We start from the raw sequence: 12993 nt of genomic DNA, 5'->3' as shown, positions 1-12993 counted from the left end.
ACTCGACAGACCAGCAAGCAACTGCAAGGAGGCACGGGTGCTGCTGACCCGCATCAAGGGACCGCGCGATCTGGACCGGCTCAGCCAGGAGGAGCTCAACCAGCTCGCCGCCGAGATCAGGTCCTTCCTGGTCGACGCCGTCTCCAAGACCGGCGGGCACCTCGGCCCCAACCTCGGCGTGGTCGAACTGACGATCGCCCTGCACCGGGTCTTCGAATCGCCCAAGGACAAGGTCCTCTTCGACACCGGCCACCAGGCCTACGTCCACAAGCTGCTCACCGGCCGCCAGGACTTCGGGAACCTGCGCTCCAAGGGCGGCCTGTCCGGCTACCCCTCGCGCGCCGAGTCCGACCACGACGTGATCGAGAACTCCCACGCCTCCACGGTGCTGGGCTGGGCCGACGGCCTCGCCAAGGCCAACGAGGTGCTCCGCCGCGAGGACCACCACGTCGCCGCCGTCATCGGCGACGGCGCGCTCACCGGCGGCATGGCCTGGGAGGCGCTGAACAACATCGCCGCCGCGAAGGACCGGCCGCTCGTCATCGTCGTCAACGACAACGAGCGCTCCTACGGCCCCACCATCGGCGGCCTCGCCAACCACCTCGCGACCCTGCGCACCACGGACGGCTACGAGCGCTTCCTGGCCCGCGGCAAGGAACTCCTGGAGCGCACCCCGGTCGTGGGCAAGCCGCTCTTCGAGACGCTGCACGGCGCCAAGAAGGGCCTCAAGGACTTCATCGCCCCGCAGGGCATGTTCGAGGACCTGGGCCTGAAGTACATCGGCCCCATCGACGGCCACGACATCGAGGCCCTGGAGTCCGCCCTCCAGCGGGCCAAGCGGTTCAGCGGACCGGTCATCGTGCACTGCCTCACCCAGAAGGGCCGCGGCTACACCCCGGCGCTGGAGCACGAGGCGGACCGCTTCCACGCGGTCGGCGTCATCCACCCCGACACCGGCCTGCCGGTCAAGACCGCCGCCGCCAGCTGGACCTCCGTCTTCGCCGACGAGATGGTCAAGCTCGGCCACGAGCGCGAGGACATCGTCGGCATCACCGCCGCCATGCTCCACCCGGTCGGCCTCCACAAGTTCGCCGAGGCCTTCCCGGACCGGATCTACGACGTCGGCATCGCCGAGCAGCACGGCGCCACGTCGGCCGCGGGCCTCGCCACCGGCGGCGTCCACCCCGTCTTCGCCGTCTACGCCACCTTCCTCAACCGCGCCTTCGACCAGGTCCTCATGGACGTCGCCCTGCACAAGTGCGGGGTCACCTTCGTCCTGGACCGGGCCGGCGTCACCGGTGACGACGGCGCCTCCCACAACGGCATGTGGGACATGTCCATCCTCCAGGTCGTCCCCGGCCTGCGCCTGGCCGCCCCGCGCGACGCCGAACAGCTGCGCGCCCAGCTGCGGGAGGCCGTCGAGGTCAAGGACGCCCCGACCGTCGTGCGCTACTCCAAGGGCGTCGTCGGCCCGGCCGTCCCGGCCGTCGGCCGGATCGGCGGCATGGACCTCCTGCGCACCCCGGCCCCCGACGTCACCCGGCCGGACGTACTCATCGTCTCGGTCGGAGCGCTCGCGCCGATGTGCCTGGAGATCGCCGACCTGCTCGACAAGCAGGGCATCTCCTCGACCGTGGTCGACCCCCGCTGGGTCAAGCCCGTGGACGAGGCCCTCGCCCCGCTCGCCGACCGCCACCGGGTCGTCGTCACCGTCGAGGACAACGGCCGCACCGGCGGAGTGGGCGCCGCGGTCTCGCAGGCCCTGCGCGACGCGGGCGTCGACGTGCCGCTGCGCGACTTCGGCATCCCGCAGCGCTTCCTCGACCACGCGCTGCGCAAGGAGATCATGGCCGAGATCGGCCTGACCGCCCCGGACATCGCCCGTCAGGTGACGGGCCTGGTCGCGAAGCTGGACGGCCGTTACGAGAGCGAGCAGGCCGCCGCCGTCGACTAGTCCGCGTCCGTCCGGATCGCGCAGCGCGGTTGCACGTCACGGGTCGGGAGATCACCCTTGAAGGGTGGGCCTCCCGGCCCGTTTCGCGTACTTCTTGGGAGGTGCGTCGGTGAGCAGGGATCTGAACAGCCCCTTCCGCACCAAGACGGTGGAACAGTCCATCCGTGACACGGAGGAGCCGGAACACGCGCTCCGCAAATCGCTCTCCGCCTGGGACCTGACGGTCTTCGGCGTCGGCGTCATCATCGGTACCGGCATCTTCGTCCTCACGGGCATCGCGGCCCGCAACAACGCCGGACCCGCCACCGCCCTCTCCTTCGTGGCATCGGGCGTCGTCTGTGCCCTCGCGGCCCTCTGCTACGCCGAGTTCGCCTCCACCGTCCCGGTGGCCGGCTCGGCGTACACCTTCGCGTACGCGTCGATCGGCGAACTGCCCGCCTGGATCATCGGCTGGGACCTGGTGCTCGAATTCGCGCTCGGCACCGCCGTCGTGGCGGTCGGCTGGTCCGGATACGTGCGCCACCTCATGCACACGAACCTCGGCTGGGACATGCCCGTCGCGCTGTCCGGGCCCGACGGGGGCGGCACCTTCGACCTGCTGGCCTTCCTGCTGGTCCTGGCGCTGACCGCGGTCCTGGTCGTCGGGACGAAGCTGTCGGCCCGGATCACCGCGATCGTCGTCGCCATCAAGGTCACCGTGGTGCTGCTGGTCATCATCGCCGGCCTGTTCTTCATCAAGGCGGACAACTACTCGCCGTTCATCCCTCCGGCCGAGCCACAGCCCGGAGGAAGCGGCTGGAAGGCCCCACTGGTCCAGCTGCTGTTCGGCTACGAGCCCACCAACTTCGGCGTCATGGGCATCTTCACCGCGGCCTCCCTCGTCTTCTTCGCCTTCATCGGCTTCGACGTCGTGGCCACCGCGGCCGAGGAGACCAGGAACCCCCAACGGGACATGCCCCGCGGCATCCTGGGCTCGCTGCTCATCTGCACGCTGCTCTACGTCGCAGTGACGGTCGTCGTCACCGGGATGCAGTACTACCGGGAGATGTCGCCGACCGCTCCGCTCGCCGCCGCCTTCAAGGCCGTCGACCAGCCCTTCTTCTCCGGCGCCATCAGCCTCGGCGCCGCCGTCGGCCTCATCACGGTCTGCATGATCCTGCTGCTGGGCCAGACCCGGGTGTTCTTCGCGATGAGCCGGGACGGCCTGCTGCCGCGGGTCTTCTCGGTCACCCACCCCAAGTACCGCACCCCTTACCGGGCCACCGTGCTGCTGGGTGTGATCATCGCCGTCGTCGCGGGGTTCACCAGCCTCGAGAAGCTCGCGGAACTGGTGAACATCGGCACCCTGTTCGCCTTCGTCGTGGTGGCCCTCGGCGTGATCATCCTGCGCCGCACCCGCCCCGACCTGCACCGGGCCTTCCGCACCCCCTGGGTGCCGGTGATCCCGATCCTGTCCATGGCGGCCTCGCTCTGGCTGATGCTCAACCTGCCGGCCGAGACCTGGCTGCGGTTCGGCATCTGGATGGTCGTCGGCTTCGTCGTCTACTTCCTGTACGGCAGGCGCATGAGCCGCCTGGGCCAGGCGGCCCGGGAGACCGCACGGCCCGGCACACGGCCCTAGGGAACGGTCCTAGGACTCCGTCGAGGGGGACGGCCCGGGCGCCGGGGACTTGGCGCCCGGGCCGCCCTTGGCGGGGGAGTCCTTCGCCGAGGCGGGCACCTTCTGGTCGGTGCGCAGGGCCTCCCACAACCGGGAGGCCTGCTCCTGCGCGACGACGACCCGGTTCCGGTCCACCTTGTCGTAGGCCACCGGCAGCATGATGGTCTCCATGGTGGACGGGTCCACGCCCTGCATGCTCCGCGCGAAGTCCGACAGCGCGGTGAGCGAGGCCAGATCGGAGTCGGTGGTCAGTGACTTGGTGCCGGCGTCGGCGAGCTTGTAGAGCCGCGCCGGATTGCCGAGGGCGTCCTGCTTCTTGATCTCGGACAGCATCGCGAGCAGGAACTGCTGCTGGAGCCCTATGCGTCCGAGGTCGCTGCCGTCGCCGTAGCCGTAGCGGGTCCGTACGAACTTCAGCGAGTCGGCGCCGTTCAGCCGGTGCGTTCCCGCGTCCAGCTTGAGGCCGCCCTTCGCGCCGGTCATCGGCTGGTCGAGGGTGACCGTGACCCCGCCGAGGGCGTCCACCAGCCCCTTGAAGCCGGCGAAGTCCACCTCGACGAAATGGTCCACGCGGATGCCGGAGAGCTGTTCCACCGTCTTGACCACACAGGCCGGGCCGGCCAGCGCGTAGACGGAGTTGAACATGACCCGGCTCGCCTCCGGGACGGTCCCGCCGTCCTTGTCCCTGCACTCGGGCCGGGTGATGAGCGTGTCGCGCGGGATGCTCACCGCGGTGGCCCGGGCCCGGCCCGCGGGTATGTGCACCAGCATCGCGGTGTCGGAGCGAGCCCCGCTGACATCACCGTGGTCGAGCTCCCCGTTGGCCCCGGCCCGCGAGTCCGAGCCGAGCACCAGGACGTTCTGGGCGTTCTCCACCACCTTCGGGGGCCGGTTGTCGGTACCGATCGCCCGGTCCAGGTCGACGCTGTCGATGTTCCCGCTGAGGTGGCTGTAGACCCACCAGCCGGACCCCGCCGCGCCGAGGACCAGCACGGCCGCCGTCCAGGCGAGCCCGCGCCGGATCCGGCTCGCGCGCGAACGGGGCGTCGTCGTGGCGCTGGGGTCTGAAGTCATGCCCGGGGACCGGTCCTTCCGAACGGGTGGGGGGAGATCCGGTGGGGATCTCGCGGTGATCTCGCGGGCTACAAGATAGACGCAGGGACCCGCCCCGGAGCCCCGGGGTATCCTGATTCTGTTCGAATGGTGAAGCGGAAGGGTTGCTTGCGGTTCATGGCGACGCGATCCCGACGCAGCCCGGCCAAGCCCCTCGGCGACGCCTCCGGACCGGGTCAGGCCCCCGTACGCGACTGGAACACCGTGGCACTCGGCCCCCTGACGGGACGTTGGGTCCTCGCCGGCAAGGACGGACGGCTCACCGCCTACGCGCGCGCCGAGGCCGGCCTGCTGCGCTGGACCGAACGCGCCCCCGGCGGCCCCGGGTGGAGCGGCCCCGACCTCTTCCCCGCCGACGGGCTCACCGACCTCGCCGTCGGCCAGGGCCCGGACGGCTACGCCCACTTCGCCGGCCGGCGCCGCACCCGGACCGAGGACGGCGAGAGCGTCACCTACCACCACGCGGTCCAGTACCAGAGCGGCCGCCCCGTGGGCCCGTGGCAATCCCTCGGCACCCTCTACCAGCGGCCCGGGATGGAGCACCGCGGCGGCCCGCCCGCGGTGGCGGTGGACGCCCACGGCGCCCCCCACGTCTTCGTACGCAACGCCGGGCGCGGGGTCCACGTCAAACGCCAGGACCACAAGGGCACCTGGTCGGCATGGGAGGACCTGCGGGGCAGCAAGACCTTCGAGGGCGCCGGCGCCGACTCGACCGCCGAGGGCCGGGTCTGGCTCGCCGCGCCCGGGGAGAAGGGGCTCTCCCTGTGGGCCCAGAGCGCACCCGGCGGCCCCCTGCAGCGGGGCGAGGACGTCCCGTACCTCGCCCAGGACGGTTCGGTGCGCACGCTGGAGACGGCGCCGGGCCGCGTCACCCACTTCTGGCACGCGGCCGACGGCAGCGGGGTGTTCGCCTGCCGCGCGGGCGCCGGGGTCCTGGCACTGGGCGGCGGGCCGGCGCTCGGAGCGGTGGCGGCCGTCCGCGCGCTGGTCGACGGCTACGACTGCACGGTGCTGGCCCACCGGGCCGTCAACGGCCGTACCGCCCTGGCGGCGTACCCCACGGAACACGAGGCGGCCGGGCTCTGGTGGACCGAGATCGGCGAGGAGTGCCTGGACTCCCCGGCGCTGGCCGTGGACGCCCGGGGCCTGCTCGTCATCGCCTGCGTCAGCGCCCGGGGCGAACTGCTGGTCAACCGGCAGAAGGACAGCTCGGGCCTGTCACTGGGCCGCTGGCAGCGCTTCTGACGGGGTCGGGGCGGCGCCGCGCCTGCGGCGGGATCCTGGACAGCTGGTGGCGGTCCACCGCCAGCGCCGATATCCGGCGCAGGAAGTCCACCGACCGCTCGGCGGTGTCGGGGGTGATCCAGGCGTCGTCGATCTCGCACAGCTCCACCCGCACGGGCGAGCCGCCCAGCACGATGGGCAGGGTGTAGGCGACGGTGGACGCGAAGGTCAGCACGGACTCGCCGATGGGCTCGGTCAGCGCGGTCAGTTCGAGCGGCAGGTCGGGGTGGACGATCTCCATGCCGGTGAGCCCGGCGATCCGCTCCAGCTTGGGCCGGCTCTCCCTGCGGTGCGCCAGGTAGCGCCCGGCCGCCCGGCTGCGGGCGATCCAGCCGACCGCGTCGACGTAGCGGTCCTCGTCGATGACCCCGGTCTCCACGAGGGAGCTGCCCGCCAGGTCGGCGCCGGACCGCACGCGCACGGGGCCGAAGGTCGCCCGGCTCCAGGCGTAGTCGTTGGGGCGGACCTCGGTGCCCGGCGGCGCGGCCACCGGCATGCACGTGAAGAAGGTGGTGCGCTCCAGGTCCTCCCGGGCCAGCCAGCGGTTCACCGGCCCGCCGCCCTTGGCGGACGGCTTCAGCTCGCCCTGGTGCCAGCGCGTCAGCTGCCGGCCGTACGTCAGCAGGCTGACCAGCTCCGTGGTGGCGGTCCCGTCGTCCACGACGACCACCTCGCGGGCCTTGGAACGGGGCAGCAGCAGCTGGATCGTACGGGAGAAGAGGTCCCCGATCACCAGCCGGCGGGCGGCCGCGACGGCCCGGCCGAGCCGGACCAGCTCGCCGGCCCGCCCCAGGTACCCCGCGCGGACCTCGTACCGCCGCCACACCACCTTGGACTGCGAGGCGAACCGGCACAGCCGGCGGACCTGCGCGCGCGAGCGCGGGTCCGTCGGCTGGAGGACGGCGATGGTGAGGGACGCTGCCTCGCCCGGGTGGACGTACGCCCACTCCAGGACGTTCAGTAGTTGAGCCGGGCTCTCCACCAGGGCGAGGGTTTCGCTCATGCCGAGGCCGTCACGCCCTCGGCGGGCAGGGTGCCCTGGACGCGGCGGAGCTTCTTCATCGGGCCGAGTTCGGAGGCGTAGACGCGCTTGACGCCGTCGCCGAGGGCGGTCTCGATGGTGCGGATGTCGCGGACCAGGCGGGCCAGGCCGCCGGGCTCGACGGAGGCGGCCTGGTCGGAGCCCCACATGGCGCGGTCGAGGGTGATGTGCCGCTCGACGGCGCACGCGCCGAGGGCGACGGCGGCGAGGGTGGTCTGCAGGCCCGTCTCGTGGCCCGAGTAGCCGATCGGGACGTTCGGGTACTCCTCCTGGAGCGTGTTGATCACGCGCAGGTTGAGCTCCTCGGCCTTGGCCGGGTAGGTCGAGGTGGCGTGCAGCAGGACGACGTTCGCGCTGCCCAGCACCTCCACCGCGTGGCGGATCTGCTGGGGCGTGGACATGCCGGTGGACAGGATGACCGTCTTGCCCGTGGCGCGCAGGGCCAGGAGCAGCTCGTCGTCGGTCAGGGAGGCGGAGGCCACCTTGTGGGCCGGCACGCCGAACTTCTCCAGGAAGGTGACGGCCTCGGTGTCCCAGGGGGAGGCGAACCAGTCGATGCCGCGCTCGGCGCAGTGCTCGCCGATGGCCCGGTACTCGTCCTCCCCGAACTCGACCCGGTGGCGGTAGTCGATGTAGGTCATCCGGCCCCAGGGGGTGTCCCGCTCGATGTCCCACTGGTCGCGCGGGGTGCATATCTCGGGGGTGCGCTTCTGGAACTTCACCGCGTCACAGCCCGCGTCGGCGGCCGCGTCGACGAGCGCGAGGGCCTTCTCGAGGTCGCCGTTGTGGTTGATGCCGATCTCGCCGATCACATAGGTCGGGCGGCCGGGGCCGACCTCCTTGTTCCCGATGCGGCGGATTCGGTTGCTGTGCACCACTGTTCAGAGTTCCTTTCCGGTGTACTGCGAGGGGGTCGGCGACGAGGGGGCCGCCGGGGTCTGCTGCGGGTCGAGGAGCGGGGCCAGGGCCCGGGCCCGGTCGAGGTCGCCCGGTTCGTCGATCTCGATGGCCCGCTCCGGGGCCGTGGGGACGAGCTGGGTCCGGCCGAAGAAGCGGTGGCCGTGCCGGCGGAAGCCGTCGGCGCGCATGGCGTACACGGCCCCCGACTCCAGGTATTCGGGGGTGCGGTCCTGGCGGCGCAGCCGCACCGCGCTGTCGTGGTTCACCCCGTGCGCCCGGTGTCCGGGCCCGGCGTCCGCGGGCTCGGTGGCCCACAGGAAGCCGTGGAAGGGCACGGCGGTGAACGCCGAGTCGGCGCCGTCGCGGACGACGGCCAGCACGGTCTCGTCGACCTCGCGCGGGGTGGTGAAGGGGCTCGTGCACTGGACGAAGACGAGGACGTCCACCGCCTCTCCGTGCCGTTCCTCCAGGGTGTCCAGCGCGTGCAGCAGCGCGGACTCGCTGGAGGCCCGGTCCGAGCCCAGCTCCGCGGGACGGTCGACGACCTCGGCGCCGGCCGCGCGGGCGGCGCGGGCGATCGCCGCGTCGTCGGTGGAGACCACGACCCGGGTCACGTGGGCGGCGCCGCGGCAGGCCAGGACCGCCCGGGCGACGAGGGGGACCCCGCCGACCTCGGCGGTGTTCTTGCCCGGGATGCCCTTGGAGCCGCCCCGGGCGGGTATGACGGCGGTGACGTTCACGAGGCTCTCCCCTGGGGTGCCGGGATGACGGGGGCGGTCACACGCCGCCCCACTGCTGGATCTTCGGGGCCACGCGCTGGACCCCGAACTGGTAGGCGACCTTCAGCACGCGGCGCGAGGTGCGCCGCATCGGGCCGCCGGCCCGCCCGGCGACGGCGCCCGCGCCGGGGGAGCCGTCCGGGTTCAGCCCCCGCCGGCGCAGCAGCGTACCGACGTACTCGGGGGCGCTCGCGGCCGTGTAATAGGGGGATATCGGGGGCAGCGGAAGCCCGCGCAACCCGTCGATCCGGCGGCGCAGTTCCCCGTACGGGTCCACCGCGCGGATTCCCTGGTCGGCCGTCCAGGATTCGTCCGCGATCGGGGCGGCGCCCTCGTCTATCGCGGTCCAGTCGGTGACGCAGCCGGAACCGGTGAAATAGTGGTTGCCGTGGATCTCCCGTACGCCGAGATCGCTGAGGATGGCGGTCGGCATTCCTCGGTGCATCGATTCGAGCGCGGCCGTGGAACTGACCGTGACCAGCAGGTCGGTACGGTCGAGGGTGTCCGACATGTTGCCGTACACGAAATGCAGATTGGGCGGCAGCGGTTCTTCCAGCTGTTCCGCGAGCACCTGGTAGTGGTAGGCCTCCACATGGGTGGTCGCCTCACCCGGCTTGCTGCGGAGTTTGACGAGTACGTCCCGTCCCGGGCGGAGCCTCGCGTGGGATATCGCGCGGCGCAGCATGTAAAGGCGGCCGCTGCGGTCGGCGGGCACCGAGGGCTGGACCGCGAAACACACCGTATAGGGGTGGGCGGCGTGGGTCCGGTTAGGGTCGTAAGGCCGCTGGTCGAGAAAGGGGAGCGCCGTCTGCACGATGCAGGAAACCGGAATTCCGAGGGGCTCGTACACCTCGGTGAACCGGCGCCGGTCGAAAGGACTGTTGGCGAGGACGATGTCGGCGCCCGCCCGCAGCAGCAGCCCGTCGGCCATTTTCTCGTACACGACGCCGACGTAACCGGTCATCAGGATCGGCCGCCGGGGCGCCCCGGCGAACCGGTGGGCGAGCGCGTGCAGGGCCGCGTGGGTGGCGCCGCCGACCGTGCCCAGGATGATCAGGTCCGCTCCGTCGAGTTCCGGCGCCGCCGCGAAAGCGGCGAGCGTGGCCTCGGTGATCGAGGCGGGGGTGATGCCGACCTCCGCCAGCTGGCGCGCCGTCGGGGTGCTGCGGCCGCGCAGCATGTGGGCGTGCACCTCGCTGCCCGGTGCCAGGCCCACCGCCAGCCCCGCGCCCCATTTCCAGCGGGTGTCGGAGTCGGCGAGCACGTGGATGCGCACTTGGTGATTCCCGGGTCGGTCGGCGGAGCCCAACTGCCGTCGGCGTACCCGCGGCGGGCCGCGGGCAGGGGCGGGATCGTCGCCGGGCCCGATAGACCCTACATGCTCACCTGAGCCTTATGTGTCACGAAAAGGCTTCGACGGCCAAGGGAGTTGTACGTCACACCCGGGGGATCCTGGAGCCTCTCCGCGCACTCCTATCATGATGTCCGGTCCGTCCGCACGGCTTCGGCGGATGTGTGGGCAATGGGGAGAAGGTGAGTGCTTCCGGTGGTGACCCTTTCGGTAATCGTCGCGATGTGTGACGTCCGGGAGTTCTGTCGGACGGCGCTCAAGTCCTTGGCGCTCAACGCCCGGGAGGATTTCGAGTTCATCGTCGTGGACGACGGGTCCGTCGACGGGACGTCAGAAATCCTGGCGGAGATGGTTCCCTCGATTCCCGGCGCCGTGTTGATCCGCAACGAGCGCAACCTGGGAATTTCGGCCACGCGCAACATAGGCCTGTCCGCGGCCCGCGGACGCTTCTTCACCTTCCTCGACGGCGACGACTGGTACGCCCCTGGATATCTGGCGCAGCTGGTCGGCTGGATGAGTCAGTCGGGCGTCGATTTCCTGCGCACCGGCCACGTCCGCGTGTACGGCAGGAAACGCAAGATCGTGCCGGCGCCGCTCGCCCCGAGGGCCCTCCCGCTGAATCCCGCGGACTACATCGGGCCCGTCGACGCCTCCACCTTCATGGACTACCCGCAGTCCTGGGCCGGCATCTACGACCGCGAACGGCTCCTGGAGGCCGGCGCGCTCTTCTTCGACGAGAGCCTGCGCACCGCCGAGGACCGGCCCTGGTTCTACAAGCTGCACCTGCGGACCCGGTCCTTCGGAGTCGTCGACCTCCACGGCATCTTCTACCGCCGCGATGTGGCCACTTCCCTCACCAAGGTCCCCGACGAGCGGCAGCTGGACTTCCTTCCGGCCTTCCGCCTCATTTTCGAGGAGCTCGCCGGACACCCGCGCGGATATGAACTCTCCTTCAAGGCGATGCGAACTCTCTGCGCGCTCATCGTCATTCACATGGACCGCGCCGAGTCGTACGAGGAACTCACCCGGGGTCTGCTGCTGGAACGGAGCGCGCAGATCCTCTTCGACCTCCCCCAGGACGTCCTGGAAGGGACCCTGGAAGGAATGGACTCCCCACGCGTGAAGAAGCTCAGAGCACTGATGTCCCGGCACCCGGGCGCCGCCGCCCGATGACCCGGATATTCGCCGCCTCCACCCTCTACGGCGCCATGACGGTGGCCGCCGCCATCGACGCCGGCCAGCTCGGCCACGACGACCGCGAGCGCATCCTGCTCGTGTGCAACAACGTCGACATCCCCGAGGTCGCGACGCCGCTGCACCACATGCCCGGCGCCGCCCCCGTCCTCGCGCGCTTCCACCGCGTCGTCTACTGGAACGACCTCATCTACCCGTTCCACCCGGCGCTGTGGTCCCCCCGCGACGAGGACGCCCCCCTGTGGCGCACCGTCATGGCGGAGAAGATCGGCATCCGGCCGGGCCCCCTGGAACTCGTCGTCGAGTCGATCCAGGTCAAGCCCGCCCAGACGCTCTGCAAGATCTTCTCGGACGCCACGCTCGCCGTGTACGCCGACGGCCTCATGAGCTACGGCCCCACCCGCAACGACCTGCCCCGCAGCATCCACGGCCGGATCGACCGGGTCCTCTACCTCGACCTGGTCCCCACCCTGCTGCCGATGCTGCTCACCGAGTACGGGATCCCCTCGCAGCCCGTGCACACCGACGCCGTCCTCAAACTGATGGCCGAGGTCACCCACGCGTGCCGCCCGATCCTCGACCGGGTGATCCCGGCGCAGCTCGCCCGGACCGGGCCGGACGCCGCCGTCCTGCTGGGCCAGTACCTCTCCCCCCTCGGCATCCTCACCGAGGAGGAAGAGGAGGAGCTGCACCTGCGCATGTTCCGCAGCGCGCTGCGGCTCGGACACACCTCCGTCGTCTTCAAACCCCACCCCAGCGCGCCCTCCACCCTCGCCGACGCCCTCGGTGAGGCGGCCCGCGAGGCCGGGGTCGCCTTCCTCGTGCTCGACGTCCCCGTCCTCGCCGAGACCGTCTTCGCGTACCTGCGCCCCCACCGCGTGATCGGCTGCTTCTCCACCGGCCTGTTCACCGCCCGCGCCCTGTACGGGATCCCCGTCGCCCAGATCGGCGCCCTGGAGGTCATCCGGCGGATGCGGCCGTACGCCAACAGCAACCGCATCCCCGCCACCCTCACCCACGCCCTGCTGCCCGACCTGGAGGCGCCCACCGGCGCCCCGGCCGACCGGGTGCTGGACGTCGGGCACGTCCGGGGCGAGGTCACCCCGTACGTCCAGGCCGTCGGCTACTGCATGCAGCCCAAGCGGTACGCGTTCCTGCGTCCGGTGGCCGAGGAGTACGTGGCCGCCGCCGTCGACCAGTGGGAGGGCCGGCCCGAGCTGTCCATGCACTTCAACGAGCGCACCCGGACCCGCCTCGACCTGCCGGGCCCGCGCACCTGGAAGTGGCGCCGCGGTGGGGGCTGGACCTTCCTCGCCGCCAGGGAACGCGCCGCGGACGACGCGCCCTTCACCGACATCACCCTCAGCGGCTTCGCCTCGCTCGTCGAGGCCAAGGACGACCGGGGCGTCCTGGAGGTGGGCGCGCGGCTGCTCGCCGAGCACGAGAACCTCGACCTGCTCCTCGGCATGGCTCAGGCGCACATCCGCCGCAAGGAGACCGACCAGGCCAAGCGGCGGATCAAGCGGGCCTTCGAGATCTCCGCGGACAGCGGGCGGGCCCTGGTGTGGCTGCGGATCGCGGAGACCGCCGCGAAACTGGGCAAGGCCGGCGACGACCTGCGCCGCCAGGCCGCGCAGCGGGCGCTGAGCATCAACCCGGACTCGCCGGCCGCCCAGCGCCTGGTCAAGTCCGGCCGGCTGGGCCGCAGGTAGCCGG

The 12993-nt window shown here is 71.5% G+C and carries 9 protein-coding genes and 1 pseudogene; 5 read left to right on the top strand and 5 right to left on the bottom strand.

The window, feature by feature from the left end; genetic code table 11:
• Window positions 1–37 precede the first annotated feature (37 nt).
• Window positions 38–1954 carry a 1-deoxy-D-xylulose-5-phosphate synthase gene (dxs, locus tag ACZ501_RS23645; RefSeq protein ID WP_468797834.1) on the top strand — a complete coding sequence of 639 codons (1917 nt, stop codon included), beginning with the start codon at window positions 38–40 and terminating at the stop codon, window positions 1952–1954.
• 109 nt (window positions 1955–2063) lie between these two features.
• Complete coding sequence (locus ACZ501_RS23640) at window positions 2064–3575, top strand: amino acid permease (protein WP_361596297.1); 1512 nt, start codon at window positions 2064–2066, stop codon at window positions 3573–3575.
• Window positions 3576–3584: 9 nt separating this feature from the next.
• Here the strand turns inward: ACZ501_RS23640 and ACZ501_RS23635 are convergent, their stop codons facing one another.
• The gene (locus ACZ501_RS23635; RefSeq protein ID WP_468797831.1) at window positions 3585–4688 is read right to left on the bottom strand and encodes an LCP family protein; all 1104 of its coding nucleotides are present in this window, start codon (window positions 4686–4688) and stop codon (window positions 3585–3587) included.
• Between the two features lie 156 nt (window positions 4689–4844).
• Between ACZ501_RS23635 and ACZ501_RS23630 the strand changes: the two genes are divergently transcribed.
• Window positions 4845–5972, top strand: coding sequence for a PLL family lectin (locus tag ACZ501_RS23630; protein WP_361596291.1), 1128 nt, complete (start codon window positions 4845–4847; stop codon window positions 5970–5972).
• Here the strand turns inward: ACZ501_RS23630 and ACZ501_RS23625 are convergent.
• The 4 genes and pseudogenes from ACZ501_RS23625 to ACZ501_RS23610 form a co-directional block, all read right to left on the bottom strand.
• A complete protein-coding gene (locus ACZ501_RS23625; protein WP_361596288.1) occupies window positions 5917–7014 on the bottom strand; it encodes a hypothetical protein in 1098 nt (365 codons plus the stop codon). The two genes, ACZ501_RS23630 and ACZ501_RS23625, sit on opposite strands and share 56 nt — an antisense overlap.
• A complete protein-coding gene (locus ACZ501_RS23620; RefSeq protein WP_468797828.1) occupies window positions 7011–7931 on the bottom strand; it encodes an N-acetylneuraminate synthase family protein in 921 nt (306 codons plus the stop codon). The genes ACZ501_RS23625 and ACZ501_RS23620 overlap by 4 nt, the downstream gene beginning before the upstream one ends.
• Before the next feature lie 48 nt (window positions 7932–7979).
• Window positions 7980–8693, bottom strand: a pseudogene (locus ACZ501_RS23615) (acylneuraminate cytidylyltransferase family protein); the annotation flags it as partial.
• Between the two features lie 37 nt (window positions 8694–8730).
• Complete coding sequence (locus ACZ501_RS23610; RefSeq protein ID WP_361596282.1) at window positions 8731–10008, bottom strand: DUF6716 putative glycosyltransferase; 1278 nt, start codon at window positions 10006–10008, stop codon at window positions 8731–8733.
• Between the two features lie 273 nt (window positions 10009–10281).
• Between ACZ501_RS23610 and ACZ501_RS23605 the strand changes: the two genes are divergently transcribed.
• Complete coding sequence (locus ACZ501_RS23605) at window positions 10282–11256, top strand: glycosyltransferase family 2 protein (RefSeq protein WP_361596279.1); 975 nt, start codon at window positions 10282–10284, stop codon at window positions 11254–11256.
• On the top strand, window positions 11253–12989 hold the full coding sequence (locus ACZ501_RS23600; RefSeq protein ID WP_361596276.1) for a polysialyltransferase family glycosyltransferase: 1737 nt from the start codon (window positions 11253–11255) through the stop codon (window positions 12987–12989). Before ACZ501_RS23605 ends, ACZ501_RS23600 begins: the two co-directional genes overlap by 4 nt.
• The last annotated feature ends 4 nt before the right edge of the window (window positions 12990–12993 follow it).

The sequence above is a fragment of the Streptomyces sp. NPDC034085 genome (assembly GCF_055575555.1).
This window is presented reverse-complemented; position numbering and strand designations above follow the sequence as displayed.